Source organism: Bradyrhizobium sp. (assembly GCF_035652035.1).
In the GTDB taxonomy this organism is placed as follows: Bacteria; Pseudomonadota; Alphaproteobacteria; order Rhizobiales; family Xanthobacteraceae; genus Bradyrhizobium.
The window spans coordinates 1-26,908 of sequence record NZ_DASREO010000054.1 but is presented as its reverse complement, the minus strand read 5'-3'; the positions used below and the strand labels follow the sequence as shown (position 1 = coordinate 26,908).

Annotated in this window: 29 protein-coding genes; 5 read left to right on the top strand and 24 right to left on the bottom strand. The window is 61.3% G+C overall.

Going from position 1 to position 26,908, the window contains the following annotated elements; translation table 11 throughout:
* Positions 1-9 precede the first annotated feature (9 nt).
* From VFB05_RS15300 to VFB05_RS15240, 13 genes are all read right to left on the bottom strand, one after another.
* Complete coding sequence (locus tag VFB05_RS15300; RefSeq protein ID WP_325013573.1) at positions 10-1,056, bottom strand: ABC transporter substrate-binding protein; 1,047 nt, start codon at positions 1,054-1,056, stop codon at positions 10-12.
* On the bottom strand, positions 1,056-2,195 hold the full coding sequence (gene leuB, locus VFB05_RS15295; protein ID WP_325013572.1) for a 3-isopropylmalate dehydrogenase: 1,140 nt from the start codon (positions 2,193-2,195) through the stop codon (positions 1,056-1,058). The genes VFB05_RS15300 and leuB overlap by 1 nt, the downstream gene beginning before the upstream one ends.
* Positions 2,192-2,839 (bottom strand): 3-isopropylmalate dehydratase small subunit, encoded by a 648-nt coding sequence (leuD, locus tag VFB05_RS15290; protein WP_325013571.1) that lies wholly within the window; start codon positions 2,837-2,839, stop codon positions 2,192-2,194. The genes leuB and leuD overlap by 4 nt, the downstream gene beginning before the upstream one ends.
* Entirely contained in the window at positions 2,840-4,228 is a 1,389-nt protein-coding gene (leuC, locus tag VFB05_RS15285) for a 3-isopropylmalate dehydratase large subunit (protein ID WP_325013570.1), read from the bottom strand.
* 196 nt (positions 4,229-4,424) lie between these two features.
* Complete coding sequence (locus VFB05_RS15280) at positions 4,425-5,276, bottom strand: type 1 glutamine amidotransferase domain-containing protein (RefSeq protein ID WP_325013569.1); 852 nt, start codon at positions 5,274-5,276, stop codon at positions 4,425-4,427.
* 7 nt (positions 5,277-5,283) lie between these two features.
* Positions 5,284-6,261, bottom strand: coding sequence for a quinone oxidoreductase (locus tag VFB05_RS15275; protein WP_325013568.1), 978 nt, complete (start codon positions 6,259-6,261; stop codon positions 5,284-5,286).
* Positions 6,262-6,639: 378 nt separating this feature from the next.
* Positions 6,640-7,902: a CoA transferase gene (locus VFB05_RS15270; protein ID WP_325013567.1), complete on the bottom strand. Its 1,263-nt coding sequence runs from the start codon at positions 7,900-7,902 to the stop codon at positions 6,640-6,642.
* Positions 7,903-7,993: 91 nt separating this feature from the next.
* Positions 7,994-8,482 (bottom strand): GNAT family N-acetyltransferase, encoded by a 489-nt coding sequence (locus VFB05_RS15265; protein WP_325013566.1) that lies wholly within the window; start codon positions 8,480-8,482, stop codon positions 7,994-7,996.
* Positions 8,467-8,649 carry a hypothetical protein gene (locus VFB05_RS15260; protein ID WP_325013565.1) on the bottom strand — a complete coding sequence of 61 codons (183 nt, stop codon included), beginning with the start codon at positions 8,647-8,649 and terminating at the stop codon, positions 8,467-8,469. Before VFB05_RS15260 ends, VFB05_RS15265 begins: the two co-directional genes overlap by 16 nt.
* A complete protein-coding gene (locus VFB05_RS15255; protein WP_325013564.1) occupies positions 8,646-8,948 on the bottom strand; it encodes a hypothetical protein in 303 nt (100 codons plus the stop codon). Before VFB05_RS15255 ends, VFB05_RS15260 begins: the two co-directional genes overlap by 4 nt.
* 25 nt (positions 8,949-8,973) lie before the next feature.
* Positions 8,974-9,369 (bottom strand): hypothetical protein, encoded by a 396-nt coding sequence (locus VFB05_RS15250; protein ID WP_325013563.1) that lies wholly within the window; start codon positions 9,367-9,369, stop codon positions 8,974-8,976.
* 13 nt (positions 9,370-9,382) lie between these two features.
* A complete protein-coding gene (locus VFB05_RS15245; protein ID WP_325013562.1) occupies positions 9,383-9,718 on the bottom strand; it encodes a hypothetical protein in 336 nt (111 codons plus the stop codon).
* Complete coding sequence (locus VFB05_RS15240) at positions 9,719-10,459, bottom strand: hypothetical protein (protein WP_325013561.1); 741 nt, start codon at positions 10,457-10,459, stop codon at positions 9,719-9,721.
* 248 nt (positions 10,460-10,707) lie between these two features.
* Between VFB05_RS15240 and VFB05_RS15235 the strand changes: the two genes are divergently transcribed.
* Complete coding sequence (locus VFB05_RS15235) at positions 10,708-11,559, top strand: class I SAM-dependent methyltransferase (RefSeq protein ID WP_325013560.1); 852 nt, start codon at positions 10,708-10,710, stop codon at positions 11,557-11,559.
* Positions 11,560-11,667: 108 nt separating this feature from the next.
* Positions 11,668-12,702 (top strand): acyltransferase, encoded by a 1,035-nt coding sequence (locus VFB05_RS15230; RefSeq protein ID WP_325013559.1) that lies wholly within the window; start codon positions 11,668-11,670, stop codon positions 12,700-12,702.
* Between the two features lie 106 nt (positions 12,703-12,808).
* Here VFB05_RS15230 and VFB05_RS15225 read toward each other — a convergent pair whose 3' ends face one another.
* The 7 genes from VFB05_RS15225 to VFB05_RS15195 form a co-directional block, all read right to left on the bottom strand.
* Entirely contained in the window at positions 12,809-13,813 is a 1,005-nt protein-coding gene (locus tag VFB05_RS15225; RefSeq protein ID WP_325013558.1) for a phage tail protein, read from the bottom strand.
* A gap of 64 nt (positions 13,814-13,877) precedes the next feature.
* Positions 13,878-14,273, bottom strand: a complete 396-nt coding sequence (locus VFB05_RS15220) for a type II toxin-antitoxin system HicB family antitoxin (RefSeq protein WP_325013590.1) — start codon at positions 14,271-14,273, stop codon at positions 13,878-13,880.
* Positions 14,274-14,335: 62 nt separating this feature from the next.
* On the bottom strand, positions 14,336-14,524 hold the full coding sequence (locus VFB05_RS15215) for a type II toxin-antitoxin system HicA family toxin (RefSeq protein WP_325013557.1): 189 nt from the start codon (positions 14,522-14,524) through the stop codon (positions 14,336-14,338).
* 336 nt (positions 14,525-14,860) lie between these two features.
* Positions 14,861-16,147 carry a PBSX family phage terminase large subunit gene (locus VFB05_RS15210; RefSeq protein ID WP_325013556.1) on the bottom strand — a complete coding sequence of 429 codons (1,287 nt, stop codon included), beginning with the start codon at positions 16,145-16,147 and terminating at the stop codon, positions 14,861-14,863.
* A 15-nt stretch (positions 16,148-16,162) separates the two neighbouring features.
* Positions 16,163-17,284 (bottom strand): hypothetical protein, encoded by a 1,122-nt coding sequence (locus tag VFB05_RS15205; RefSeq protein ID WP_325013555.1) that lies wholly within the window; start codon positions 17,282-17,284, stop codon positions 16,163-16,165.
* Between the two features lie 2 nt (positions 17,285-17,286).
* Entirely contained in the window at positions 17,287-17,745 is a 459-nt protein-coding gene (locus VFB05_RS15200) for a hypothetical protein (RefSeq protein ID WP_325013554.1), read from the bottom strand.
* A gap of 715 nt (positions 17,746-18,460) precedes the next feature.
* Positions 18,461-18,730 (bottom strand): hypothetical protein, encoded by a 270-nt coding sequence (locus tag VFB05_RS15195; RefSeq protein ID WP_325013553.1) that lies wholly within the window; start codon positions 18,728-18,730, stop codon positions 18,461-18,463.
* A gap of 105 nt (positions 18,731-18,835) precedes the next feature.
* Between VFB05_RS15195 and VFB05_RS15190 the strand changes: the two genes are divergently transcribed.
* Positions 18,836-19,777, top strand: a complete 942-nt coding sequence (locus VFB05_RS15190; RefSeq protein ID WP_325013552.1) for a DMT family transporter — start codon at positions 18,836-18,838, stop codon at positions 19,775-19,777.
* 49 nt (positions 19,778-19,826) lie between these two features.
* Here VFB05_RS15190 and VFB05_RS15185 read toward each other — a convergent pair whose 3' ends face one another.
* A complete protein-coding gene (locus VFB05_RS15185; protein ID WP_325013551.1) occupies positions 19,827-20,999 on the bottom strand; it encodes a M23 family metallopeptidase in 1,173 nt (390 codons plus the stop codon).
* A gap of 193 nt (positions 21,000-21,192) precedes the next feature.
* Between VFB05_RS15185 and VFB05_RS15180 the strand changes: the two genes are divergently transcribed.
* Positions 21,193-21,927, top strand: a complete 735-nt coding sequence (locus VFB05_RS15180) for a hypothetical protein (RefSeq protein WP_325013550.1) — start codon at positions 21,193-21,195, stop codon at positions 21,925-21,927.
* 29 nt (positions 21,928-21,956) lie between these two features.
* On the opposite strand, the gene VFB05_RS15175 is transcribed toward VFB05_RS15180, so the two are convergent.
* On the bottom strand, positions 21,957-22,130 hold the full coding sequence (locus VFB05_RS15175; RefSeq protein WP_325013549.1) for a hypothetical protein: 174 nt from the start codon (positions 22,128-22,130) through the stop codon (positions 21,957-21,959).
* 382 nt (positions 22,131-22,512) lie between these two features.
* Here VFB05_RS15175 and VFB05_RS15170 point away from each other — a divergent pair, with 382 nt between their 5' ends.
* Positions 22,513-22,905, top strand: coding sequence for a hypothetical protein (locus VFB05_RS15170; RefSeq protein ID WP_325013548.1), 393 nt, complete (start codon positions 22,513-22,515; stop codon positions 22,903-22,905).
* 142 nt (positions 22,906-23,047) lie between these two features.
* Here the strand turns inward: VFB05_RS15170 and VFB05_RS15165 are convergent, their stop codons facing one another.
* Together VFB05_RS15165 and VFB05_RS15160 are read right to left on the bottom strand one after the other, a co-directional pair.
* A complete protein-coding gene (locus VFB05_RS15165; RefSeq protein WP_325013589.1) occupies positions 23,048-24,886 on the bottom strand; it encodes a potassium transporter Kup in 1,839 nt (612 codons plus the stop codon).
* 179 nt (positions 24,887-25,065) lie between these two features.
* Positions 25,066-26,908: putative bifunctional diguanylate cyclase/phosphodiesterase (locus VFB05_RS15160; RefSeq protein WP_325013547.1), on the bottom strand; the 1,843-nt coding region annotated here is incomplete at its 5' end.

Sequence of the window (26,908 nt, the reverse complement as noted above, 5' to 3'; positions counted from 1 at the left end):
GACGCGCCGTCAACCCGGATACGCCTTTTTGGCCGCTTCCACGAAATCGGGAACGACGACTTCGGCAATGGTCAAGGGCTTGATGCCGGTCATCTCCCGGAACCAGACTTTTTCGCCGCGCGCAAAGCTCGCCGCGTCCACGGTCCCGTCGTAATCGGCGACTTTCTTCAGCGCCGTGATCTCGAGGATATTTGCCTTGCGCGAGGTGCTGCCGACATAAGGCTCGATCACGTCGTAGATCTCTTCCGCCGAATGCGCCTTGATCCATTGCGCCGCGCGCCACAGTGCCGTGACGAAGGCCTGCATCTTCAGCCGGTCCTTGTCGATGGTCGATTGCACTGTGAAGTGGCCGGTCACCGGCACCTTCCCGCCGATATATTTGTTCCAGATCGCTTCATCCGTGCCGTCGAACAACAGCGTCCCCCAGCCCTGCTCCTGCGAGTCATCGAGCAGCGAGAGAGAGCTTATGAGCACATCGGCCTGCTTGCTCTTGAGCGTGCCCAGCATGGTGTCGACGTTACCTGTGCCGATCCATCTCACTTTCTCGGCGAGTCCCATCGTCTCCATATAATAAGACGACCAGACGTGATTGGTGCCGCCAAGCGAGGAGACCGAGACGATCGGCTTGCCGCCATCGGGCCGTTTCCACTCGGTCAGCTTTTCCAGCGTCGTAATGCCCTGGTCCCAGAGGTCCTTGCGGATGATGAACATCACCGCGCTGGAGCGGGTATCGGTCGGCATCAGGATGCGTCCAGCACGGCCGTGATTGGCGAGCTGCATCGGATGGGTGACGTCACCGATGCCGACATCGCCTTGCGAGGACGCGATGATCTCGCGCGTCTTCACGCCGCTGCCGCCCTGGATGAGCTTGCAGTCGAGGCCGACGTCCTTGAAGTAACCGAGGCGGTCGGCGACGAATTGCGACTGATAGATCGGCGTCGCGACCGGATAGATAGCCCGGCCGCTCATGCTTTCGGCACGAGCGCGAGACGTCGCGAGGCTGGCGCCGCCAGCAATAACGGTGAGCGCCGAGCGGCGGGTGAAACGCATCACCATCAGACTTTCTCCTTCAGCTCGCTCGCGACCTTGTCGAGCGCCGCCAGCACCGCATCTCCCATTTCCTTGGTCGAAAGCTTGCGCGCGCCGGCCTCCGCGATATCGGCGGTGCGGGCGCCGCTGGCCAGCGCTAGATCGACGGCTTTCTCCAGCAGGTCGGCATCCTCGGAGCGGTTCAGCGTCATGCGCAGCATCATGATCACGCTCTGGATCGAACCGAGCGGATTGGCGATGCCGCGCCCGGCGATATCGGGCGCGCTGCCGTGCACCGGCTCGTAAAGCGCCTTGCGGCGGCCTTTGGCATCGACCGGGCCGAGCGAGGCCGACGGCAGCATGCCGAGCGAGCCCGACGCCATCGCCGCGCAATCAGACAGAATGTCGCCGAAAATATTGCCGGTCACCATCACGTCGAACTGCGCGGGATCGCGCACGATCTGCATCGCGGCATTGTCGACATACATGTGGCTAAGCTCGAGGTCGCGGAATTCTTCCGCATGCAAGGCCGTGACCTCCTCGCGCCACAACACGCTGGTCTCGAGCACATTCGCCTTGTCGACCGAACAGACTTTGCCCCTCCGCGTGCGCGCAAGCTCAAACGCCGATCGGGCGACGCGCCGCACCTGGTTCGTCGTATATTGCTCGGTGTTGAAGCCGCGCCGCTGACCGTCCGGCAATTTCACGATGCCGCGCGGCTCGCCGAAATAGATGCCGCTGGTGAGCTCGCGGATGATGACGAAGTCGACGCCCTTCAGCACGCGCGCCTTCAGCGGCGATGATTCCGACAGCGCCGGATTGGCGCGGATCGGCCGCAAATTGGCGTAGAGATCGTATTTGTGGCGCAGCGACAATAGACCGCCGGCCTTGCGCGCTTCCGCCGGCACCTCCTTGGTCTCAGGTCCGCCGGTGGCGCCCCACAGGATCGCATCGGCCTCGTCCATGGCCTCGGCCGTATCCGGCGGCAAAACCTTTCCGGTCGCAAGATATGGAATGAGACCATACTGCGCTTCGCGCAACACCATGGGTACGTTATGTTTGGCGGTGAACCAGTCGAGAATGCGCCGGGACTGCGCGGTCACCTCGGGCCCGATGCCTTCGCCGCCGACGACGGCGACATTGATCATGTTGGATGAAGCGCTCATGCGTGATCCCTGGCAAAGTCCGTCGCAAAATGAATCCACGGCCGCTCGACTCGATCGGCGGCCTGGAAGGCGCGAATCTCGTTGTCGCGCTGTAGCGTCAGTTCGATTTCATCGAGACCCTTCAGAAGACCAGCGCGGCGGCGCGGGTCGATCTCGAAGCGATGCACCTTTCCGGACGGCGAGGTGATGGTCTGCTCTTCCAGATCGATGCCGACGCGCCCTGCGCCCTGGCTATGTTCGACTTCCATGGCGAGGGTATCGACGATCTCCTTGTCGACGATGATGGGCAGGATGCCGTTCTGGAAGCAGTTGGCGAAAAAGATATCGCCGAAGCCCGAACCTATGATGGCGCGGATGCCCGCCTCCTGAAGCGACCACACCGCACCTTCACGCGACGAGCCGCAGCCGAAATTCGGCCCGGTGATGAGTACCTCCGCATTGCGATAGGGCTCGCGATTAAGAATGAACTCAGGGTTTTCCGATCCGTCCGGCAAATAACGCAGCGAGCCGAACGCCCATTTGCCCAGTGTGCCGCGAATGGAGGTGCCGACCAGACGCTCGATGCGGATGATCACGTCGGTGTCGATATTGCTGCGCATGATCGGCGCGGCAATGGAGCTCAGCTTCGTAAATGGCTTTGGCATCTATCGCTCCAGGGTTCTGACGTCGGCGATCGCGCCCGAGATCGCGGCGGCCGCCGCCATCGCCGGGCTCGCCAGATGCGTGCGGGCGCGCGGTCCCTGCCGGCCGATGAAATTGCGGTTGGACGTCGAGACCGAACGCTGCCCCGGCGCGACCACCTCGCCATTGGCGGCGAGGCACATCGAGCAACCGGGCTCGCGCCATTCGAAGCCGGCCTCGGTGAACAGTCTGTCGAGCCCTTCGGCGACCGCTTCGCGTTTCACCGTCTCCGAGCCCGGCACCACCCACGCCCGCACGTGAGGGGCAACCTTGCGACCACGCGCGATCGCAGCCGCCGCGCGCAAATCGCTCAAGCGGCTGTTGGTGCAGGAACCGATGAAGACCCAATCGACCGGCGTGCCCGCAATCGGCGCGCCGGCTTTAAGGCCCATATAGTCGATCGCGGTTTCGATCGCTGTTCGGCGTCCGGGGTCGGCGATCTCGGCGGGGTCCGGCACGTGCCCGTCGACGCCGACGACATGTTCAGGACTGATGCCCCAGGTGATTTGCGGGATGATCCTGTTGACGTCGATCGTGACTTCGCGGTCGAACACCGCATCTGCATCGCTCGGAAGCTTCCGCCACGCCGCGACCGCGCGGTCCCACATCTCAACCTTCGGCGCATAGCGCCGGCCGCGAATGAACTCGTACGTCTTCTCGTCCGGCGCGATCATGCCCATCTTGGCGCCGAGCTCGATCGACAGATTGCAGATGGTGAGCCGGCCTTCGATCGCCATGTCGCGGATGGCGCTGCCGGCATATTCGACCGCGTAGCCGGTACCGCCCGCAGCACCGACGTGCCCAATCAGCGTGAGAATGAGATCCTTCGGCGTCACGCCCGCGGACATCTTGCCTTCGAATTTTACGCGCATGGTCTTCGGCCTGCGCTGGATCAGCGCTTGCGTCGCGAGCACATGCGCGAGCTCGCTCGAGCCGATGCCGAAGGCGAGCGCACCCAGGCCGCCATGGGTGCAGGTATGGCTGTCACCGCACACGATCAGCGCGCCCGGCAGGCTCAAACCCAGTTCGGGACCGATGACGTGCACGATGCCCTGGCCAGGCTGGTCGACATCGAACATCGTGATGCCGCTTGCCGAGGTTTCGGCGCGCAATCCTTGCAGCAATTCCAGCCCGACTTTCGTTGTCCCTGCCCGGCCGTGCGCGGAGGAAATCGCGTGGTCCGGCGTGGCAAAGGTCAGCTCGGGATTATGGACGGAAAGATTGCGGTTCTTGAGATCGAGCAGGCCGCGCGAACCGCCGAGGTCGTGCAGCAAATGACGATCGATATGGAGAAGGTCTGTATCATCGCTGATGCGCGCGATGACATGCTGGTCCCAGATCTTGGCCAGCATGGTGCGACCAGGCGTAGAGTGACCTCGCGTTTCCAAGTGCGCCTCCCTTTTTGGCCACGGAGTATCACCGTCGTCCGCCGTTATCGGCTTGGTACTGAGGGCCTCTTTGGGCCCCGGCCTTGGAGCGCATCAAAGCACAGGAGGCCGCGCTTCGGCTAGGGTTTGAAATGATGACAGCTAGGACTTCGCCGCCCCATTACATCAGGCTGGCAAAGGCTTTTGCGAAGGTATGGACATCGCCCGGCCACCGCGCCGAAACATAATTGCGGTCCTGCACGACAAAGGCCGGTCGCGCGTCGTCCATCGTGTCGCGCTGCAGGCCGGAGGTCTTCCGACGAAAGTCAGGATCGGTTTTGGGAACATCGAGAAAGTCGCCAGGACTCGCCAGCGCGCGCGTGACCTCCTGCTGCACCGACATGTAGCCATCGGATTCGCCGGCCTTCTCCAGGTACGTACGATAGTAATTCGGATCCCAGAAACGCGTGATGCGAGCGACCTTCCAGGCGCTGTTCTCGAGCGCCCAGGTCAGCGCGGTGGTCTTGTATCCATAAAGCACCGAACGGCCGGTCTTTGCCGAGATGCTGCGCGCGGCGAGCAAGACGCCGTGGCAGATCGCGGCGACAGGCTTTTGCGCCTCGAAGAAATCAGCCACGCAGCGCTGAAGCATCTCACTCTCGAGATACTCGCGCATGCCCCGCGCGCGATGGCCGCCGGGCAATAACAATGCATCGAAAGCGCTGGGGTCGACCGCATCCCAGCGCAGCGGCGCCGCATAGTTACGATCTGTGATCATCGCTGCATAGGCATTGCGCGCGTCGCTATTGGCCCGCATCAGCAGGCCAATCAGCGGCAGCTTCTTGAGGAGCGGAATGCCGCCCCAGAGATCGAGGCCTTCCCCCGAAAGCATCATGTCGTCGGCCGCCGCAGAGCGGCCGTCCGGCGTTGCAAAAGTGACGGTGTGGCCCGCCTTCGACAGCACCTGCCAGCTCACGGCGGCTTCGCTCGGATCGAAGTCCCGCGCCGGCAGGGGAATGAGAACGCGGGCCAAACGCGCCTCACACCAGGAAGACGGTGGAACCGGTGGTCTTGCGCGCCGCCAGATCCGCATGCGCCTTGGCGGCGTCCTTGAGCGGATAGGTCTGGTTGACGTTGATCTTCACTGCGCCCGAACCCACGACCTCGAACAGCTCCTTCGCCATGGCACGAAGGTTTTCAGCCTTGGCGGCGTAGGTGTTGAGCGTCGGACGCGTCACGAAGAGCGAGCCCTTCTGGGCAAGAAGTCCGAGATTCAGCGGTTCGACACTGCCCGAAGATTGACCGAACAGTGCGACGACGCCGAGAGGCGCGAGGCAATCGAGCGACTTCAGGAACGTGTCCTTGCCGACGGAGTCGTAAACGACAGGCACTTTCTTGCCGCCGGTGATTTCCTCGACGCGCTTCACGAAGTCTTCGCGCGAATAGACAATGGTGTGCGCGCAGCCATGGGCCTTGGCGAGCGCGGCCTTCTCGTCGTTACCGACCGTGCCGATGACAGTGGCGCCGAGATGCTTGGCCCATTGCGAGAGAATGAGACCAACGCCGCCGGCCGCGGCATGCAGCAGGATCGTGTCACCCGATTTGACGCGGTAGGTCTGACGGATGAGATATTGCACGGTGAGACCTTTCAGCATCATCGCGGCCGCGGTCTTGTCGTCGATGCTGTCGGGCAATTTGAGCAACCGCTCGGCCGGAATGAGCCGCGCCTCGGCGTAGGCGCCGAGCGGCGCGGCGCCATAGGCGACACGATCGCCCACCTTCAGCTCAGTGACGCCAGGCCCGACCTCCTCGACGACGCCGGCGCCCTCGCCACCCAGCCCGCTCGGCAGTTGCTGCGGCGGATAGACGCCGGAGCGGTTGTAGATGTCGACGAAATTGAGCCCCACGGCGGTGTGGCGAATACGCGCTTCCCCGGCGCCCGGTTTGCCGACATTGACCTCCTCCCAAACGAGAACTTCGGGGCCGCCGGTCTTGTGAAAGCGGATAGCATGCGTCATGGGGATACTCCTTGGGGTGGTGGGGCCACGCGGGGAACGCTAGTGAAGCGATCCTGACGTTCCTTTCAGTTTTGCAGCGATCTCTTCGAAGGAACGTCAGGGTCAAAGCTTCACTAGAATGATATATTTACTAGTGTCCCTTTGGTTCTGACATTCGTAAACGAACCCGCCGCGACATAATACGAATGTCAGAACCGGGACACTAGCGCGACACATTATTATAGTGGTTGATTATGGCGGTTGTCGTGAATGCCAAAATACACACCCCCGCGATCTCCCGAAAGTAAGGCCGATTCAGCAATAGGTCTCAAAACGACAAAAAACCCGGCGGCCGAACGGCCACCGGGTTTTTTCATGCTCAACGATGTATTGCAGCAATCAGCCGGCTGCGGCCAGGACCTTGCCGAAGACACCTGCCTCGGCCAGCGCCGCAATCTTTGCCTCGTCATAACCTAACGTGTCGCGCAACACTTCTTTTGTGTGCTGGCCTAACAGCGGAGCGGCAACCGGATCGATGGCGGGCGTCAGCGACATATTGAGCGGGGATTCGATATTCGGGACACTCCCCGCCTTGGGGTGCGGAATCTCGCTGACGCGATGGCGCTCGCGCGCTTCCGGCGAGTTGAAGGCTTCCTCGACGGTCCGCAGATAGCCGACAGGGATATTGGCGGCTTTCATCTTCGCGACCCAGCTCTCGCGGCTGTCGGTCGCGAAAACTTCTGACAGGATCGCCCGCAGCTTATCTTTGTTGGCGCTGCGTGAGCGGCGGTCGCCGAATTCGCCGCTGACGAGATCGGGACGGTTGAGCACGTCCACCACGAGGCGGCGATAGAGGCGATCGTTGGCGCAGGCGATATAGAACGGCCCGTCAGAGCCATGGTAGATGCCGACCGAGGGTGAGCCGTTCGGTGAATTGCCCTGGCGGCTCGGATTCACGCCGCTCATCAGATAGGCCATACCGTAGAACTGCGTCATCGCCAGCGCCATGTCGAACAGCGCCACCTCGACATGCTGGCCGCGCCCCAGTCTGTCGCGCGCCAGCAGCGCCAGAAGGATCGCGTTGACCGCCGACATGCCCGTCAGCATGTCGACCGCGGGCGGGCCAGTGCGCACCGGCGGGCCATCGGGAAAACCATTGAGCGACATGAAGCCGCTTTCGGCTTGCGTGATCGGATCGAAGCCCGGGCGGGATGCGAACGGACCCTTACGGCCGTAGGCGGAGATCGAACAATAAACGAGCCGCGGATGGCGAGGCGCCACCGACGCATAATCGAGGCCGTATTTCTTCATGACGCCGGACGAAAAATTCTCAACGACCACGTCCGCTTTCGCGATCAACTCGTGCGCCACGGCACAAGCCTCAGGCTTGGTGAGATCGAGCGCAATGCCGCGCTTGTTGCGGTTCAGGCTGACGAAGGCCGCGCTCTCGCCGGCAAGATCGGCATGCTCATAATGGCGCGAGTCGTCGCCGCCTTCGGGGTTTTCGATCTTGATGATCGTGGCGCCGAAATCGGCAAGGGTCTGCGTGCAGGCGGGACCGGCGACAACGCGCGTGAAATCGACGACCAGTAGACCGTCAAGAGCGGTCGGCGCCCCCTTCTCTCGCGGCAGCCGTCCCGGCAGTTTCGGTCTCGCACTCATGATCGGCCCGTTCCTTCCCTTATTGTTTGAGGGAGATTGTATACGGGCCTTTGCCGTCATTCCAAGCGACCTGAGCGGCGCGGACGCGCCGTTATCTCCTTTTCGAATGGGTGCTATGAGAAGAAGGAGCGCGAACGAGGTCCTTGCGCCAGTAGAGCGTGTCCGGAAATGCCCACGGCAGCGGCGGCCGATAGAGCCGGTAGCCGCCCCGGATAAAGTTGTTAGCTGACACGATATTGCCGGTCGTATCGGACACCACGCTAGTCCAACCGTTGCGCCGCGCCCGTGCTTCCATCGCGCACATCAGACGCAACTGAAGCCCGTGGCCCCAGTGGCGCTGCAAGACGCCGACCCGGCAGAAATATCCGGCGTTGCGGACATGCGTCGATGGTATGACGCCGGCAAACGCGACCGGCGTCGCCTCGGAAAAGGCCAGCCACCAATGGCCTCCGTCAAACGGCGGAACAGATGCGCCGCCAAAGAAAGTCAGGCGATGCAGCTCGGTCAGGATATCGGCGATCTCATCGTCGCGGGCGTCCACCTCGCGGATGCGATAGGCGGGGCTCACGACTTGAGACATCGCCTCGCCCGCTCGATATCCTTCGACGAGAAGCCTTTTGAGCGCGCCCAGGATTCGGCCGCCGCCTCGCCATATTGCGCCACCGCGCGCTTGACGACCCAGCAGGGAATGGCATCCGCCGGCGATGATGCCAGCAGACCCGTCAGCAGCAATGCGACCGCAATCATTTGCCGAGCATCGCCTTGATGCCGAGCCACACCGCGCCGAGAATTCCCGCGACGATGATGCTGATCACGGCCTTGAAAGTAAAACCCTGAGCCTGCTCGACGCTCTTGCGCCACTTTCGCAAATGCTGGAAATCGGCGCGCAGCTCTCGCTTGTCCTCCTCTTCGATGCCGAAGGACGCGAGCACCGTGGTGATCGCACGATCGACCACGGCGTCGATATCGCCTGTGTGCAGCCGCTGTTGCTCACTAAGCGTCTCCGCAACGACGGCGCGGATGGCATCATCGCTGATTTCGGTCATGCGGTCATCGCTTGATGATGTCGGATCATCGCTTGATGATCCTCGCGACGTTCTCGAAGCCGCGCTTGGCGAAATACGACGCGACAATGAGATTTGCCGTTGTCGAGGCAAAGCCTGCGAGCGCGTCGGTCGTGCCGAGCCCGAAGACCTTGTCCCAGATCAGGAGCTTGAAAAAATAGGTGGCGACGCAATAGCCCATCAGGCGATCCGGCTCGAAGGGATGGCCTATTTCCGCGATGCGCAGTTGCGTTCGCAATTCCAGCTCGCGTTGCTGCACAGCCAGTTCCTTGGCGGCGAGATCGGCGGCGATGTTTTCCGACGTGTTGCCGGCGGCGAGCTTGGCCTGGTACCCCTTCAGGAGGTCGTCGAACACCGGGCCCGTAACAAAGCCGGCCAGCCATTTGGCGAGCGCAAGCCACATCTGATGCGCCCTCCTACTTGTTGAGCGTGCGCAGGCGGGCCCAGACGTTGACGGCCATCACTCCCATCATGACGTAACTGACGACCTGGGGCGTGAGATATTGCTGGATCTGCGCGGCGAGCGACGGATCACCGGCAAGCGTCGCGATCTTGTCGAGCACGGCGACAAGGCCGCCGGCGACGAGCACCACTTTGGCCCAGACGATGGTCGCGGAATCCTTGCCAGCCTTCAATGTGCGCTGCCAGAACGATCCGGCCTCGGAGATCCACGCATGGACAAAGGTGAAGACGATCCAACCGATCATGAGTGCGGTAAGCAGAAGAAGTCCGATGGAGAGCGCGTAAAACATCTATTTTCCTTTCGGTTTGAAAACGGCGACGAGCGCGACGAGGACTGAGGCGATGAAGGCGCCGATCGAGCCGGGCGCCGGGGATTTGAGTGACGGCGTTTTTGGCGGCGGCGCAGGCGCGGCTTTCTTCGGCGCGGTCGGTTCGGATGTGCTCGCATGACTGGATGACTGAGCGGCGCCGGCGAAGGCGATGGAGGGATCGAGCGCCTTCATCGCCATCAAGAGCCCGGCACAACCAGCCTGGCTGTCGATCACGTTTGGATCGTAGACGCCGTCGCGGACATACTTTCCGGATCGATATTGATCGGTGCCGGCCCACACATAGGGCGAGGGCACGCCGCGGGCGGCATAGCCGAGCCCGTTGTACTCCTCGAGCTTGGTCAGCAGCGCGCCGATTGACCAATCCTTGTTGCGGCCGGCGTAAGGCGCGCAATTGTTCAAGGCATCGATCGCCGCATCCTCCCAGGACTTGAAGGGTCCCCTGCCCGCCGGCACATGGACCGAAATGCGGTCCCATGGATCGCCTTGCGCGAGCGAACGCGTCCAATCCTGCGAACATTCCCGCTCGTGGACGACGGCGATCATCGGCCAGGGCACGCCGGTCCTGGCGGCGACCGCCTGATAGCGCGACCGGGCGTCCGAGGCGGTAAGCCTCCTGGCGATGGAAGCGAAATTTCGCGTCGGCTTGGCATGGCTCCAGCGCTGCAGATTGATGCGCTGGAGCGCAGCTAAATCAGTCATGACGATACCTCGCCAAAAGACGATGAGGGAATGGGTGGACCTGTTGCGGGTGGTTGGAGTGTCGGGAGCAGCCTGCGCCAGCTTTTGTCGGCAGCGCTATTTTGAGGCCGGGAATTCTCGATTGCCTTTGAGTCTCGCGTACGGCTAGTGCGCCGCCGTCATCAGCGTCCGCGGTCTCCGTAGAATTGCTCGGTTGATTTGGATTGCATAGGCGGGCTACCTTCCCCTCGGGAAACGAGGGGCTGGTAGTGCGCAACGCAGATCCAACTGTAACGTCGGGGTTTGGGCACGAATGGTCGACATTTACGCAAGGCGCCGACGATCTCGAAGTTGCCGAGCGTGAGCGGCTGTTTGATCAATATTTTCGGCTTTTCCCGTGGTCCGACCTTCCGCCAGGCTCGGTTGGTCTCGACGCCGGTTGTGGCAGCGGCCGATGGGCCATGCAGGTCGCGGCTCGCGTAGGGAGCCTTCACCTTCTCGATGCGAGTCATGAAGCGTTAGCGACTGCGAAGGGCAACCTTGCCGGCGCAACGAATGTCACCTTTCATTTTGCCAGTGTCGGCGACATTCCTCTTCCTGATAATTCGCTGGACTTCGCCTATTCACTCGGCGTTCTTCATCACGTCCCTGATACGGTCGGTGCGCTGAGACAGATCTGTTCCAAGCTCAAACCGGACGCACCGTTCCTGATCTACCTGTACTACGCTCTCGACAATCGGCCGCGCTGGTTTCGCGCGATCTGGAAAATAACCGACTTGGCACGCCTGGCGATCTCCAGCCTTCCTCGTTGGGCGAGGCTCGTCATCAGCCAGATGATAGCTATCGGCGTTTATTGGCCTATCGCGCGGCTATGTGCGATCTTGAGTTGGCTCGGCCTTTCCACGGAATCTGTTCCGCTGGATGCCTACAAAGACCGAAGCTTCTACACGATGAGAACGGATGCCTACGATCGCTTCTGCACTTCACTGGAGAAGCGATTCACAAAAGCTCAGATCCAGGAAATGCTTCACGACGCCGGATTCGATCGCATTTCTTTTTCCGATCAGGTTCCCTTCTGGTGTGCGATCGCGAGGAGGAAATCTGCGACCGACCGGCCCTAGCCAGATGGGGCGCACGATCGCGGTCCGGCAGGAATATTCTGGCCGATCGCCTTGGACTTGCACAGTCCTGCGATTGCAGAACAATTTTAGATAGCGAAGGTTCGCGGAGTGAATAAGCGATTTTCGTATATAGATGCGCTGCGCGGCTACGCTGTGCTAGGCGTCGTACTGGTTCACACTGGCCAATACACCGAATTCGGAACTGGAGTATCGGCAGCTGGCGCGCGCGGCGTCCAATTGTTTTTCGTTGTTTCTGCGATTACGCTGTTTATGAGTTGGCGCGATCGCCGGGACGGCGCCGCTGCCTTCTTTACTCGCCGAGCCTTCAGAATCGTGCCGATGTTTTGGCTGGCGATCCCGCTCTACTTCTCAACCGGCGATAATATTAGCCAGGCCATTGGGGCGGCCTTCTTCCTGCAGGCAACGCGCCCCGATTGGATATTTGGCCTTGTCCCGGGTGGTTGGTCTGTATGTGCGGAGGTCGGTTTCTACTGCCTGTTTCCGCTGCTCGCCACGCGCATCACATCGCTACCGCGCGCGCTCTATTTCGTCGCTATATCGGTAATTGTTTCAAAACTCTGGCGTTCGGCTGGCCTGGAGGCGATGGCTTGGATCTTCCCAAACGCTCCTAACCTCGGCAGCTTCATGGCGTTCACCCTACCGACCCAACTCCCAATTTTCGCTGCCGGGATAGCCAGCTACTTTGTGGCAAGCCGATTCGCCAACCTGCGGAGCCTCGTTCTGGAGGGCATTTTGCTAGCCGCCATCGCGGGCGTTGGTTGGTACGCATTCCATCGCTCAGAGGATTATGCCGCGTTTGGAGGACTATTCGCCGTCGGAGTAGCGTGCATGGCGAACGGCGCAGGTCGCTATCTACTTAATCCCATCATTGAGCACATCGGTCGTTGCAGCTTTTCCATTTACCTGCTGCACTTTAAGTGTGCCGCCTGGATCGGTGCGTTGGTCAAAGAAATGACGCCGACCGCAGAATTTGCGACGCTATTTTTCGGAACCGCCGTAGCAACTACTGCAATTGCAACCCTGACATACTACGTGATTGAACGCCCCATGATCAAATTCGGCAACCACCTTTTACGGTCCGACGCTGAAGCGCGAGCCGCTCAAATTATACGGACCAGATAGGGTACCGCTATTGAGGGAGGCATCATTTTCATTACGGTTTGCACAACGCCGCCGTTGAGGTTTTGTACTGTCCCTTGTGGCGTGAACGTTCCGGAGGCGCCCCGCATCAGATGATTCGCAGCAGATACGGCACGACGATTGCCGGCGGCAGCGCCTTCATGGCCGTTTGCGTAACGTTGCCGTTGATGCTGGCGACAGAACCTTGCGGCGTGAACGAGCCAGACGAAGCCAACAGGCCGAACGAGCCGTTGCTAGCCTCAAAGCCGCCGCTAGACGACGCGATGCCGCCCGCAACGCTTCCGCCGTTGATCGTGTCTGCTTGACCTGTGACGTTGACGGTCCCAGGCGTGCCAGTGAAGGCAGGCTTGATGTTCGGCATGTCGCTTTGCGCCATGGTGTAGGGACCGCCGCCGGTCGCGCCGATAGTGGTCCCATCCAGCGCGAAATTCGCTGTTGTGACGCGGCCGGAGGCCGTTCCGCCCATGGTGTCCAGGGCCACAGAAATTCGGCCGCGCTTGTCGGGTAGATTGAATGTCGTCGATCCGTCGCCGCTGCCATAGGTCGTCCCGAGAATAGCGAACAAGGCGGCGTAGGCCGTGCGCGAAATCGCCTGGCCATACGGAAACGCGAACGAGCTGTTCGGCGCCGCCGTCCCCCAGAAGTCGATCCCCGCCCCGATCGGAATATTATAGGGATTGCCGAAAAAGCCTTGCAGATAGAACGCTCCATCCGTGCTGTTGTAGGTCGCCGTGTAGGGCGTCCCCTGGATGATTACGCCGGCGGGCAGCTCGACATTCGGCGCCGTGCGCAACGGCTTCGCGCCGAGCGAATCCACGTTCAGCGTCACAGTTGCGCCGTTCGTCGCATGCGGCGTGAACGCGATCATCTGACCGCTGAGATCGCCGAGCGTGTCGAACACCTGAAAGCTCGACACCGTGTAGGCCGTAGGCGTGCCTGATGTCACGATCGCGCCGGCGATATCGTCGCGGTATTTGGCGGTCGCCGCCATCATGGCGCGCGCGGAATCGTTGATGCTCGAGGGCGCCTGCCCTTCGGCCCAGTTGATCGTCGGATCGGCATTGCCCGACGTGTCAAATGGAGCTCGGTGCACGGAAAGCCACCCTCACAGCCACCCCTGCTCCTTGTACGGGATCGCGCGGTGGAAGTGATCGCGTTTATGCGGCCATGGCTTTCCGCGCGGATTGCGCGAGAAATCCGGAGCGCGTAAAGCCTTCCGCCTCTGCCCTGGCGTCGATCTGCTCGAGCAGATCAGACGGCAGGGTGATGTTGACGCGGACGGACTTGGCTGCACTGGCAGCGGGTGCCGGGATCAATGCCGCAACGGCGTCCTTATTTTCCTTGTTCGCCATTATCTCTTCGAGAGACGAAGGCTCCGGAATCGCGTCGCCATCCTCAGCCAGGCCCTCAAGATGAAGAGAGAGGGCTTCCGCAGCCATATCGCGCGCTTCGTCCAAGGTCGATCCCGCAGTCACAACGCCGGGAAGATCGGGAAACGAAACGCCGTAATCGCTATCGGCGTCCTTATGGATGAGGGCGATATAGTTGCGCATTTGATATTCTCCCAATTCTGGGTGAGCCCTGGTGGCTCTATTTTCTATTCTGTATTTGATCGTCACTTCAGTTTCAGAGACGCCCGCTTTTCGATGCTGCGAAGCGTCCCTATCGGGATGTCCTTTTTCGGGTGAGGGACCGTCACGCGGCCCGGCTTGATCTTGTGTTTGAACTGGACGTGGCTTCCCTTCTGAGCAACCTGAAACCAACCGTCTTTCTTAAGTGCCGATATGATGTCCGTTGACTTCATGGTGTGTATAAGTACGTATTATTATCCTCTTGTCAAGAGTATAAATACACACTGATCTGAGTGCGACAAGGGAAATACCCCTTATTTTATAATGTGTTATAGTTTCCGCTTAGCGCAGCGCTTTTTCGGGGACGCGTTTGAGAAGGCCTTCGATCGCCGGTGCCCTCTCACACCCACCCTTGCTCTCTACTGGATCACGCGGTTGAAGTTCGCCGTTCGCGTGGGCGCCGCCCAGTCACTGGATGACACACCAAAAATAGCAGCCGAATCGGCTGAACTACTCATGGTAGCCGGTTCCGTATGGGTACGGCAGTATAATATCGTCCACCTTCCCTCTCACACCCACCCCTGCTCCTTATACTGGATCACGCGATTAAAACTCGCCGTCTTGCCCGGCGCCTCGTAGCAGACCGCCATCAGGCCGAGCGCATCGGCAGCGTGTGACGACCAGTCGTGCTCGGGGCCAAGGCCGACCTGGCGCTGATCGTCACGCTTCTCGTGATAGAAGCCGAGCGCCTCACGGCCGCTTTCCGTCGTCGCCTCGTTGAACCAGAGCTGAGGCGCAAGCCGGCGCAGCGCCTCGATCCTCATCATGGCCGCGCCCCTGCCCTGGTTCTTCACCGGCGGCTCGACTGCAAAGCCGGCCTCTCGCCAGTGCTCGGCATAGGTCTTGCCGGTGATGGCGCTCGCATTGACGCCGTCATGCGGCAGGGTGTTGATCGCCTTCTCGTAGCCACGCTCGCGCATCCAATTGACGTGAAAGGCGAGCACCTGGCCTGAGGACTCGTAATAATCGAGCACGCGGATTTCCTGCCCCACCCACTGCACGATCCAGATCGTGTAGGCATCGGCCTGCGCGCCCGCGCCGCCGATGTCGTGAAAGGCGCGAAGTGGCAAGAGCGGATCGGCGGCGACATTGCCGATGCGGCCCTGCGCGCGCGCCTCGCTGAGCAATGTTGCGAAGTAAGCGCCCTCGAATGCCCTGATGTAATCGCCCTCCCAGATATGCGCGTAACGATCCGGATAGAGGGCAAGATCGGTCCTGCGCTCGTCGTCGAGCACTTTTGGAAACCAGGGATTGTCGCGCCAGTTGGCGTGAACGAGGACCGCGCCATCCGGCTTCCTTGCGCGGAAGAAGTCGTCGATGGCGTCGCTCTTGCGGCGCGGATTCCACGACGCCCACAGCTCGGAATTCTCAGCGCGGATGGTCGGTCGCAGCAGCGCCAGCGACCGCGCGCTCAGACTTTGCGCCTCGTCGATCCAGGCGATACGAAAGCCTTCGAGGCTCTTGATCGAGTCCGCCGTGTGATCCTGCATGCCGCGAAAAATAATGAGGCCGTCGCCGGGCGTCGCAATGCGGTCGCTGTAGACCTTGAAGCGATGCGCGAGACCAAGTTTTTCGATCTTGCTTTCGAGCAGCCGCTTGGAGGATTGCGCCAGCGTCTTCTGCGATTCACGGATGCAGACGGCCGATAGGCCGCGCTCGGCTTCGCACAGCTCGATCAGCAGCTCGCCGAAGAAATGCGACTTTCCCGAACCGCGGCCGCCAAAGATCGCCTTGTAGCGGCTAGGGGCGAGCAGCGGCTCAAAGATTTTCGCTGTCAGAATCTTCAGCGTCGACATTGTCTGGCTGCACGATCACGCGTTCACCCATCGCATCCAGCGCTGGGATAGCTCGTTGTCCTCGGGCGAGGGTTGATCCTTGGTCTGGAAGATCGGCGGCTGTACTGGCCAGCCCGGCATCGGCTTGCCGCTATAGACGCCGAGCAAGGGCTGCGGCGCGGCTTGTGCGTCCGGCGCAAGCGGCGGCGCGCCGGTTGAAGGCGTGGAAAGATTGACGACGCGCCCGACCAGACGCCGCTCCGGCACATTGTCGCCGTCAATTATTCCGGGCACTGGGAATGGAAGCGCGTTCGGATCGGTCGGCGGCAACGGCGCGAGCGGCGAATTTGCTCCGACTGCATTCGGCCAGGCATCCACATACTTTCCGAGGACTGGATCGGCGGCGAGCAACGGCCATGCCGTCGGTGTCGCTTGTGCCGTAATCGGAGCCACATCGCCGGGGATGTCAGAGCGCTTGCCTCGATTTGGCGCGAGCTGCGGAAGCACCAGAGTCGCCGGACCCTCGGGACCGCCAAGTGAGGTTGGCCCCTTGGCACCGGGAACTGGCAAGCTGGGAGAAGATTGTTGCGGCGCGCGGGCAGGTCGATTGCCGGATTGCGGAGCGGACGAAGTGTCCGGGATAACGTTGGAGCGCGGGGCTTTAATGTCATACTGGCGCTGTATGTTTTGAATCGCCTCCGGTTCCATCAGCATGTTTCCAGCACCCGGAATCAGTCTGGGGAGACCGGGTATAGGTGCATCATCTAAGCCCATGGCAGCGATCAATGTGCTTGCCACCGAGTTGCTATTATTTCCAAATCCCAAACTAGGGTACGGTAGATTCAAGCGATTTATCTGTTCCTGCGCCGCTCTTGCGGCATTCCAGAAATTCGTGATCGTCTTCTGGTCGCCCGAAGCGATCGTCGTTTTTTCCAGATCAGGACGATAGTAGCCGCCTATTCCCCCGTTGTGCTCTTTCACCATCAGCCTGTCCCACGGCAAATACCCGATGGACTTTGAGGCACCGTTTGCGTCCGTCGCTTCGCCATCCAATTCGGCAACGACATTACCATCAGGATCCAGCAGCACGAGCAAATTATGACCGCCGAGGCCAAGGGCCAACGGAAGTTGTGCTTTTATAATTCTATAGTCCCCCATCTCTAGTCTCTTTCGTCATCAGGGATTAGTCGTTCTTGTTTCCGCACAACCAGTTCGTACGGCTTCAAATAGGAAAAGCTCACCTCGATATTCACAATGACTTTTTTTCCGAAAGACGGTGAAGTCTCCGGAAGACCATGTGACCGATACCAAGCCTCACCAACGTATTTGCATTCTGTGCTGGGCGCGGAGGCGCAATGCGCGCCGAGTGACTCCGCGTCCTGGCGCGTGAAACCCTTCCCAGGCGTCTGCTTTAGAAGCTTTATGATGTTCTCCTTAACCCGATCATCAAAATGGCTGTCCCAGACGGGACGCATGTAATTGCCGATGACGCTGTCGCCGAGTCCATCTGTATTCTCTGTCCGGCCCGGCCAAGGCCAACTCGAACGCCAATGGCATCCGGAAACGATGCCCGAAAGCGCCAATAACAACGCGATGCGTACAACTGAGAGAGTTTTCATTGAGCGTTCTTTTTTGACGTCTGCGAGCGCATTCGGCGCGGCTATCGAAAAACACAGCAAGAGTAATGACCACACACGACGGCAGTCGAAATGAAAACGCGATTGCCTGATGCAAATCTCATTCGACATCCCCAGAAGAAGGCTTCGAGAGATTAAAGAGTTCGAAAGAACAAATCAAGAACAACCATTGCTCAACCTGTGGGCGATCGGGCACCATTCGTTGTGTTCGCGACGCGCGTCGGATGCTTTTCGAACAGGAGAGTAGTGTTGGACACAAACACAAACATCGCGTGGCCTGACGATCGCCACATTACTAAGACTCTTATTTAACCCAGAATAGACCACGACGCCGGACGCAGCGTTTGGAATCGGTGTCCCCTCCACAGCCGGAAAATCCTGTCCCGAATGGAATTCGGGCTTTCGCTTCTGCCGGACTCGTTTGTTCGGCCGAACGGGATCGCGATTCACATATCGCCAAGCGAACGACAGGCATAGCTAGACCTACAAGATCATGAGATCGCGACGCTCATGAACGATGAGCAGGCTGTCCACAGAAAGTGAAGTATGTCGCTCCGGCGGCAGACCAAACGCAGGTTGTGTCTGTCACTTCCGCACATGACCCATTAGACCTGCCGCCGCCTATAACTACCTAAACCGGCAATCAAACCGTACCGCACGTCGCGTACGCATCAGCATTCTTTGAGAGAGCAGCGGCTCAAAGATCTTCGCTGTCGGGATTTTCAGCGTCGACATGGTCTGGCTGCACGATCACGCGTTCGATGCGATGGATGAGTTCAAGCGCGTTCTCGTCGTTGGCGAGCGACTGCGTCGGCTTGCCCCAGCCGCGATCGAGGATGGCGTTTGCGGCCGCGACCCGCGCCGGCGGCGTCGCCTTGGTGTTGCGCATCACGCCAACGAGCACATTCAGCGCGGTGCGCGTATGCGCGCGCGCCAGGGAGCGGATTTCAGTGACGGCTTTGGGCATGGGGGGTTGTCGGTCTCCTCGATATTGTCAGGTTGGCCGTTCGGAAATCGGGTGGCGCGGCGCGATATCTCGTCGGACAAGTGCGGATTCGAAGGATCGCGCATAATGACCGACATCATCGTGAACCGGAGGATGGACCAGCGCGAGTGGCTGGCGCTCGTGCTGTTGTCGGCGCTATGGGGCGGCTCGTTTCTTTTCGCAGGCCTTCAGGTCAAGTGGCTTCCGCCCTTCACCATCGTCTTCCTGCGCGTCGCCCTTGCCGCCGTCATTCTCAACGTCCTGATCAGGACGCTCGGCAGGACCATGCTCGGTGACGCCGCCACCTGGCGCGCCTTCTTCGGCATGGGCATTCTGAACAACGCGATCCCCTTTTGCCTCATCGTGTGGGGTCAGGGTCACATTGCCTCGGGTCTGGCCGCGATCCTCAACGCCACGACGCCGATCTTCACCGTGATCGTGGCGCATTTCACGACCAGCGACGAGAAGATGACCACAAATCGTCTTGTTGGAGTCATCGTTGGATTTGCGGGCGTCGCGGTGCTGACGGGCGCCGATGCCTTGAAGGGGCTCGGGGTCGATGTACTGGCCGAGCTTGCCGTGCTGCTCGCCGCCATCTCCTATGCCTTCGCCGGCGTCTTTGGCCGACGCTTCAAGCGACTTGGCATCGACCCCATTGTGACGGCGACCGGTCAAGCCAGCGCGTCAGCGCTGATGCTTTTGCCCGTCGTCATGCTGGCCGATACCCCGTGGATACTTCCCGTGCCGCCAATGGTCGTGTGGTTAGCTGCGATCGGCAGCGCCGTGTTCTCAACGGTGCTCGCCTATGTGCTTTACTTCCGCATTCTCTCTACAGCGGGTGCGACCAATCTCTCGCTCGTCACCTTCCTCATCCCCGTCAGCGCCATCGTCATGGGCGCGGTCGCCTTAGGCGAGCATCTCGCGCCTCGGCATTTTCTCGGCCTCGCCTTTATCGGCGCGGGCCTTGCCGCGATCGATGGGCGGCTGCTGAGCCGACGCAAGAATGCAGGCGAGACGCACGCGGGGTAGTCGCGCTGGTTGCCGGAATGCCGCTTCGCGCCTCAGCCGCGGACATATCTCATCCAGCGCTGGAACAACTCGTCATCGTCACGCGACGATGGGTCCTTTGGCTGGAAGATCGACGGCGGCACGGGTAGTCCCGCATCGGCTGGCCCGAGACAATCCCGAGCAAGGGCGTTGAAGCCGACGGCGCGAGCGGCGGCGCGCTGGTCGCGACTGGAGATGACAAATTGGCCAGGCGCCGAACTGGTGGAGTTTGGTCGTCGGCCGGCGTCGGCGTCACGTCGTCCGGGATCTCCGAGCGTTGGCCCGGCTTTGGTGGCGTTGCATTCGGCGGAGCGATATTGTCGGGCACGCCTGAAATGACCGACGCCCGGTTGCCGAAACGATCGGCGAAATTGGCCGGAGCATCGGATGCAGCCGGCGCGTTCGGAAGCGGGACGGTGCCCCATGCCGGATAGCGGTCGGCGAACACATTCGAGCTAGCGGGAGTAGACGGCGGAGCGGCTTTCGCGGGAGCGGGTGTTGGCTGGTTGAAGGGACTGAAGAATGGCTGGCCCGGACGATCGGGAGGAGAGCCGCCGTTGCGCGAAGACGTCTCGTCCAGGCCGGACAGGATTTTGGAGGCGCGCCTGGACTGGTCGAGATATGGCGGTGGAGGTAGAACATAATTCCCGTATGTCGCGGGATCGTAAGTGTTGGTCTGATCCGGATGGAGCCCGATTGGACCGCCATCCCTCGGATGAGCAGCGTCGTATATCCTTCCCGCTTCTTTCGTGATTACGGAATAATGCACATGGGGGCCGGTGGACTCGCCCGTATTTCCGACGACGCCGACCGTGTCCCCTTTCCAGAGGCCCTGACCTGGTTTGACCTGATTGTCACCGCGCATGTGGGCGTACAGGCTGTAATCACCGGTATCGTTCTTGACGATGACGGTGTTTCCATATCCCCCTTCGTTCTTACCGGAATAGACGACGACACCGGACGCAGCGCTCGGAATCGTGGTCCCCTCGGGTGCGCCAAAATCGGACCCCGGATGAAACTCCGGCTGATTGGTCTTTGGGTGGATACGCCAACCGTAACCCGAACTTGCCCTTTTGCGGCCGTCACTGAGTTTATATGGATCGCTAAATCGAGCCTCCTCTTGTTTGATTCGCCTAATTGCGGGAATCTGATTTCTTGCACCACATGTAGGTGACACGTATTGTGAACGTTCGGATGGGATCACCGCCCCTCCCGTAAAAAAAGAACCGAAGCTCCGCCGGAGAACGCGATTGCGCCATAAATGTAGAGGCCGTTACGGCCTAATAGCTCTCGCGGCAGCCTTTTCCTGCGCGATCGGCGCACCAACCCCAGTCTTGGCGCAACAAGGCGCCACTGCAGCAACTGAAAATTGGCGCCCAAAGGATGGTCCTTACGGCTTGGACCCCGGCACAGACCCTAACGCATCGTGCGAAACTCTCACGCTCCACCGGGTCGAACTCGGCAAGCGTTTGATCGTCTCCGAAGAAATGTACAAATGCGAGATCATGAAAATAACTGAGGCGGCGCCAGCAACGCTACGTCTTAATGCGAAATGCGACGATGTTCATTCCGGAAAATCCAGAGATACTATCGTCATCCGTAGAATCGACGATCAATCTTTTTCCATGGGTTGGCGCGGTCAGCGGTCGTATCGGTATGTCTACTGCCCGGAGATCACAACGGAAGAGGCCAAGCGAAGAGAGCTGCAGAAACAATTAGAGCGCGCCGAATGGCATCCGCGCGACGGTGTCTACGCGAAACCCGGCGCAGACTTCAACGACCGTTGCAGCAAGTCGGGCGATGCGGTGATCGAACTTGGGCAGATTTCGATATCGACTGATGCCTCGCTTTGCGAGGTCGCTAGTATCGAGTCCGGAACTCAGGCATCGATCAAGATCGACGCGCGATGTGACCTGAAGCCTGGCCAGACCGGGACAGTGGCAAGATCGATCCGCGGCGAGATTGTTTTTGCGCCGGTCGGATCGGAAAAGATCATCATCACAGACAGCGGCAATCAAACTATCTCTATTCAGAAAAGCCGCAATGGTGAGTTTTCGGAGCTTGCGCAACCACTCGCCTATTGCCCCGAAGCCGCGCAGCGGGCTTACGCGGATTCAAAGAAGGCGAAGTAGACTCGCTCGCTCACACCCGGCCCTGCTCTCTACGCGTGATCATCGTCGCCTTCCGCGCACGTCGGCCAATGTTCGCATGGCGCGGTGTCGGCGTGATCCATCACGAGATCGTCGGCTCCCACCGGTGAGCGAAACGGAATCGGCGCGTCGTCGCCCTTGCGGCCGCTCGGGCGCGGCGCGAACTGAATAATGACCGCGCTCACGCAAAAATCTCCCAGAGCACGATGAGAACAAGTCCTGAGATCGCAAGAGCGATCAGGCACGCGGCAGCGGCCATGCGTGTCCTCCTTCTTTGAGGGACGAAAAGGGTCAGGCGGCGGCGCGCTTCGATGGCGCCTCGCATCACGCGTCGAAGAGATTACCGCGCCCTGCGGCCGCCGCCCGATTGGAGAAACAAAAAACCCGCGGCCGGATGTCCGGGCCGCGGGCGATATTTGGCAACGATGCACCTATGCCGGTGATTTGCCCGACGTGTCAAATCAGCAGCCGACAATAGCCTGAAAATAGCCAGGACGGCGTCTTGGCTTCATTGCGTGACAGGATTAACTATGGAGTCGTCGAAGCCGATAGCGCGCGAGGCTGCCCATGAACAACAGCACGATGATCAGACTGGTCCTGACAGCCGCGCTCGGCGTGGCCGTCGCCAGCGTTTCGTCAGCCTATGCACAGAGCACGCTTGGCGGCGCCAAGCAGCAGCAGAACAAGATCGGCGGCGTCGCAAAGCCTGCGCCGACACTCGGCGGCGCCGTGGTTCACACACCCTCGCCTTCTGCGCCAAAACCGCCCGCTCCGGCCGTCAACCTGGCCGGCAAGCCCGGTTCGACCGGCACGCCGGCGCCGACCACAACCGCCAACGCGCAGGGGCAGGCTCCGCAAGCAACCCCGCCCGTCACGACGTCGAAGAAGAGCGGCGCGGTCGTCACGAACAACATGAAATGCTCCGGCGGCGCGTGCACATCCGTGGTTCCGAAGCCGTAAGGTTGGTGTAAGGCGGTCCGGCTCTCTGCGTCATTGCGAGGAGCGTGGCGACGAAGCAATCCAGTCTTCCTTTTGCTCTGGATTGCTTCGCGGAGCCTGTTATCGGGCGCGCATTCGCGCGACCCGTTGGCTCGCAATGACTTTAAATCGCGACCTGCCGGCCGATCTCGACCACCTGGTCGTTGGGCAGGCTGAAGAAGTCGCTGACGTGGACCGCGTTGCGTTCCATCACCACGAAAAGCTTGGCCTGCCAGGCCGGCAGGCCCATCTTGTCCTCGCGGCCGATCACGGTTTCATGCCCGACATAATAGGTGACGTCGGAAAGGTCGACCGTGCAGCCGAGCGATTTTGAAGCAGCTAACAGCTCCGGAATGTTCGGCCGCTCCATGAAGCCGAACCGCGCTTCCGCGCGCCAGAAATTCGGCGCGACCTCCTCGATGGCGAGGCGCTGGCCGGAGAACGTCCACGGCACCGAGCGGATATCGACGCGCAGCACGAACAGATGCTCGTGCAGCGCGCGGTTATGCTTGACATGCCACTGCATCACCGGCGGCGTGTCGCGCTCGGCGCGGGTCAGGAACACCGCGGTGCCGGGCACGCGCGGCACGCCCGCGGCTTTGACGCGCGCCATGAACTCGTCGACCGGGATCAGTTGCTCGTGCATGCGCAGCGAGACCGCGGCTGCGCCGCGATGCCAGATCCACATCACGCTGTAGATCGCAAGCGCCAGCAGCAGCGGCACGTAGCCGCCTTCGGCGATCTTGGTGAGGTTGGCAAGAAAGAAGGCGCTGTCGACCACGAGGAAGCAGCCGGCGACAAAGCCCGCCGCGATCACGCTCCATCCCCAGATCTCGCGCATGGCGATGAACAAGAGCGCCGATGTCATCAGCATGGTGGCGGAGACGGCAATGCCGTAGGCGGCGGCGAGATTGTCGGACTTGCCGAACACGATGGTGAGGCCGACCGTGACGATCATCAGGAGCCAGTTGACGACGCCGACGTAGATCTGGCCGTAACCTTCCGACGATGTCTGCTTGACGTAAAGCCGCGGCAGCCAGCCGAGCTGGATCGCCTGCCGCGTCATCGAGAAGGCGCCGGTGATGATCGACTGGCTGGCGATGATGGTGGCAATCGTCGCGAGCACGATCAGCGGCAGCAGCAGCGGCTGCGGACACAGGCGGAAGAAGATATTGCCGTCGGTCGGCGCGCCCTCGAGCACCAGCGCCGCCTGCCCGGCATAGTTGAGGATCAGGCTCGGGAACACGGCCGCAAACCAGGCGAGCTTGATCGGCCTGCTGCCGAAGTGACCCATGTCGGCATAAAGCGCCTCCGCGCCGGTGACGCAGAGAAACACCGCGCCCAGCACCAGAAAGCCGGTCATGCCATGCGAGACGAGGTAGTGCAGTCCGTAAAGGGGATTGAGCGCGGCGAACACCTGCGGATGTTTCACGATGCCGGCTGCGCCCATCATTGCCATCGCGACGAACCAGACCAGCATCACCGGACCGAAGAAATGCCCGATCGCCGCGGTGCCGCGCGACTGGATCGCGAACAGCGCAAGCAGGATCGCAACCGCCGCCGGCACCACATAGGGCTGGAAGGCCGGCGTCGCCATGTTGAGGCCTTCCAGCGCCGACAGCACCGAGATCGCCGGCGTGATCGCACCGTCACCGTAGATGAGCGCCGCGCCGAACAGGCCGACCGCCACGATGGTCGGGCGATGCTGCTTCTTGACGCCGAGCAGCGCCATCAGCGCCAGGATGCCGCCCTCGCCGTCATTGTCGACGCGCATCGCAAAGGAGACGTATTTGACCGAGGTGATGATGAACAACGTCCACAGCACCAGCGACAATGCGCCGAGCACAGTGGTGGGATCAGTCGGCGTGTCGGTGGTGCCGAGCACGGTCTTGAACGTGTAAAGCGGACTGGTGCCGATATCGCCAAAGACGATGCCGAGCGCCGATAGCGCCAGCGCCGACATTTTGCCCTGCGGGCCCTGTCGCGTCTCGGAGGTTGGTATCGCCTGTTCGCTCACGGGTCCGTCGCTTTGAAGGAAAGAACGCTTCGTCCATTCCTACAAAGTATTGCTGCCGATTGCGACAGCCAAACGACCCGAAGCCGCCGTTCCCGCGGCCTTTAAGCAGGAAGCTGGAACGGTGTTCAGCCGTTGGCGGCCCGCTTCATGGGAGCGGCCTGCGGCAGGCTTGCGTCCACGTGGGTATATTGGCGGAAGCTTCCGATCGCGGCGGGGCGGCCGAGCAGATAGCCCTGCACCTCGTCGCAGCTTTCCTCCTGCAAAAAGCGCAGTTCGTCGTTGGTTTCCACGCCCTCGGCGATCACCGGCAGGCCGAGCCCTTTGCCCAAACCGAGCACGGCGCGAACGATCGTCGCCGCCTGCTGGTTGGAGTTCACCTGCTTGATGAAGGACCGGTCGATCTTGATCCGGTCGAACGGAAAGGCGCGCAGGTTGGACAGCGAGGAATAGCCGGTGCCGAAATCGTCCATCGCGATCTCGACGCCGAGCGCCTTGACCTGCCGCAGCGTCGCAAGCGTGCGGTTGAGGTCGCGCACCAGCGCCGTCTCGGTGATCTCGATTTCCAGCCGCTTGGCGGGCAGGCCGGTCTCGATCAGGACCTGATGCAGCTCCTGGGCGAACGAAGCGCTGTGCAGCTGCACCGCCGAAACGTTGACGGCAACTTTCAGGGGCGTCTTCCAGGTTGCGGCCTCGCGGCAGGCCTCCTTCAGCACCCAATCGCCGATCGTCAGGATGGCGCCCGCCTCTTCCGCGATCGGAATGAAGACACCCGGCGAGATCTCGCCGCGCGAGGGACTTTTCCAGCGCACCAGCGCCTCGAAGCCGACGACCTGGCCCCGCTTGATATCGAGCTGCGGCTGATAGGCGAGCCACAATTCGCCGCGGGAAATCGCGAGCCGCAGATCATGCTCGAGCAGGCGGCGGTCGCGAACCTCCGCGCCCATCTTCGCCTCGAAAAAGCGATAGGTGCCGCGGCCCTCCTGCTTGGCGCGGTAGAGCGCGACGTCGGCATGGCTCATCAGCGACTGACGATCGGCCGCATCGTCCGGGCTCAGTGCGATGCCGATCGAGGTCGCGATCGGCATCTCCGGCGCATCGCTGACCTCGCGCAGCGTTTCGAGAATGGTTTCGGCAAGCCGGCCCGCCGCGGCCGGGCTTGCCAGATCAGGCATCAGGATGGCGAACTCGTCGCCGCCGAGCCGCGCCATCATCTGCCGCTCGTCAAGCAAGGCGCTGACGCGCGCGGCAAAGGTCTGCAACGCGCGATCGCCGGCCGCGTGGCCAAACAGATCGTTGATCTCCTTGAAGCGATCGAGATCGAGGCAAAGGACGCCGAGGCTCTTGCCGGGGCTGAGGCCTGCGATTTCCTGATCGACGCGCACGTTGAAGAAGGCGCGGTTCGGAAGACGGGTCAGCGCATCGTGATGCGCCAGGAACTGGATGTGCTGCTCGGCGGCCTTGCGGGCCTTGAGGTCGCGAACCGCGACAACGTGATGCGGACGCTCCGCATAGACGATCGGCCGCATGATCAGTTCGACAGGCGTCATCGTGCCGTCGCGATGGCGCAGTTCGGTCTCGATGGCGTGGTTGGGCCGCGACATCAGCCTGGAGCGCGCCACCGAATCGGGAAAGCAGCTTTCCAGCGTGCGGCCGACGAGGCTCGCGGCAGGCGCGCCGACAAGCTGCGAGAAACTCTTGTTGGCCGAGACGATCGTTTGCCCGTCGCAGACGAGCAGCCCCTCGACGGACGCATCCGCGAGGTCGCGCATGCGGTCGGTCTCGAGCTCGGAACGGCGCTGATCGCGGATGTCGATGACCACAGCGGCGGACGCAAGGCCGAGAATGCCGAGGCTCGCGATCGTGACGCCAATCGCAAGCCATCCGGCCGGCAACGCGGTTTGCGAAACCTCGATGGTCGGATCCGGGATGATCGAGACCGCGCCCATGGCCGTGAAGTGATGGCTGACG

Bases quoted from the DNA above. Each gene is read 5' to 3' on its own strand.
- VFB05_RS15205 (WP_325013555.1), bottom strand. From the start codon at position 17,284: ATGGGGGACTATAGAATTATAAAAGCACAACTTCCGTTGGCCCTTGGC.
- leuB (WP_325013572.1), bottom strand. From the start codon at position 2,195: ATGAGCGCTTCATCCAACATGATCAATGTCGCCGTCGTCGGCGGCGAA.
- VFB05_RS15300 (WP_325013573.1), bottom strand. From the start codon at position 1,056: ATGGTGATGCGTTTCACCCGCCGCTCGGCGCTCACCGTTATTGCTGGC.
- VFB05_RS15220 (WP_325013590.1), bottom strand. From the start codon at position 14,273: ATGCGCAACTATATCGCCCTCATCCATAAGGACGCCGATAGCGATTAC.
- VFB05_RS15260 (WP_325013565.1), bottom strand. From the start codon at position 8,649: ATGATTGCGGTCGCATTGCTGCTGACGGGTCTGCTGGCATCATCGCCG.
- leuD (WP_325013571.1), bottom strand. From the start codon at position 2,839: ATGCCAAAGCCATTTACGAAGCTGAGCTCCATTGCCGCGCCGATCATG.
- VFB05_RS15215 (WP_325013557.1), bottom strand. From the start codon at position 14,524: ATGAAGTCAACGGACATCATATCGGCACTTAAGAAAGACGGTTGGTTT.
- VFB05_RS15250 (WP_325013563.1), bottom strand. From the start codon at position 9,369: ATGTGGCTTGCGCTCGCCAAATGGCTGGCCGGCTTTGTTACGGGCCCG.
- VFB05_RS15165 (WP_325013589.1), bottom strand. From the start codon at position 24,886: ATGTCGGCGCTGGCGCTATCGGCGCTCGGCATCGTCTTTGGCGATATC.
- VFB05_RS15265 (WP_325013566.1), bottom strand. From the start codon at position 8,482: ATGTCTCAAGTCGTGAGCCCCGCCTATCGCATCCGCGAGGTGGACGCC.
- VFB05_RS15190 (WP_325013552.1), top strand. From the start codon at position 18,836: ATGACCGACATCATCGTGAACCGGAGGATGGACCAGCGCGAGTGGCTG.
- VFB05_RS15240 (WP_325013561.1), bottom strand. From the start codon at position 10,459: ATGACTGATTTAGCTGCGCTCCAGCGCATCAATCTGCAGCGCTGGAGC.
- VFB05_RS15195 (WP_325013553.1), bottom strand. From the start codon at position 18,730: ATGCCCAAAGCCGTCACTGAAATCCGCTCCCTGGCGCGCGCGCATACG.
- VFB05_RS15170 (WP_325013548.1), top strand. From the start codon at position 22,513: ATGAACAACAGCACGATGATCAGACTGGTCCTGACAGCCGCGCTCGGC.
- VFB05_RS15275 (WP_325013568.1), bottom strand. From the start codon at position 6,261: ATGACGCATGCTATCCGCTTTCACAAGACCGGCGGCCCCGAAGTTCTC.
- VFB05_RS15270 (WP_325013567.1), bottom strand. From the start codon at position 7,902: ATGAGTGCGAGACCGAAACTGCCGGGACGGCTGCCGCGAGAGAAGGGG.
- VFB05_RS15245 (WP_325013562.1), bottom strand. From the start codon at position 9,718: ATGTTTTACGCGCTCTCCATCGGACTTCTTCTGCTTACCGCACTCATG.
- leuC (WP_325013570.1), bottom strand. From the start codon at position 4,228: ATGCTGGCCAAGATCTGGGACCAGCATGTCATCGCGCGCATCAGCGAT.
- VFB05_RS15210 (WP_325013556.1), bottom strand. From the start codon at position 16,147: ATGTCGACGCTGAAGATTCTGACAGCGAAAATCTTTGAGCCGCTGCTC.
- VFB05_RS15255 (WP_325013564.1), bottom strand. From the start codon at position 8,948: ATGACCGAAATCAGCGATGATGCCATCCGCGCCGTCGTTGCGGAGACG.
- VFB05_RS15200 (WP_325013554.1), bottom strand. From the start codon at position 17,745: ATGAAAACTCTCTCAGTTGTACGCATCGCGTTGTTATTGGCGCTTTCG.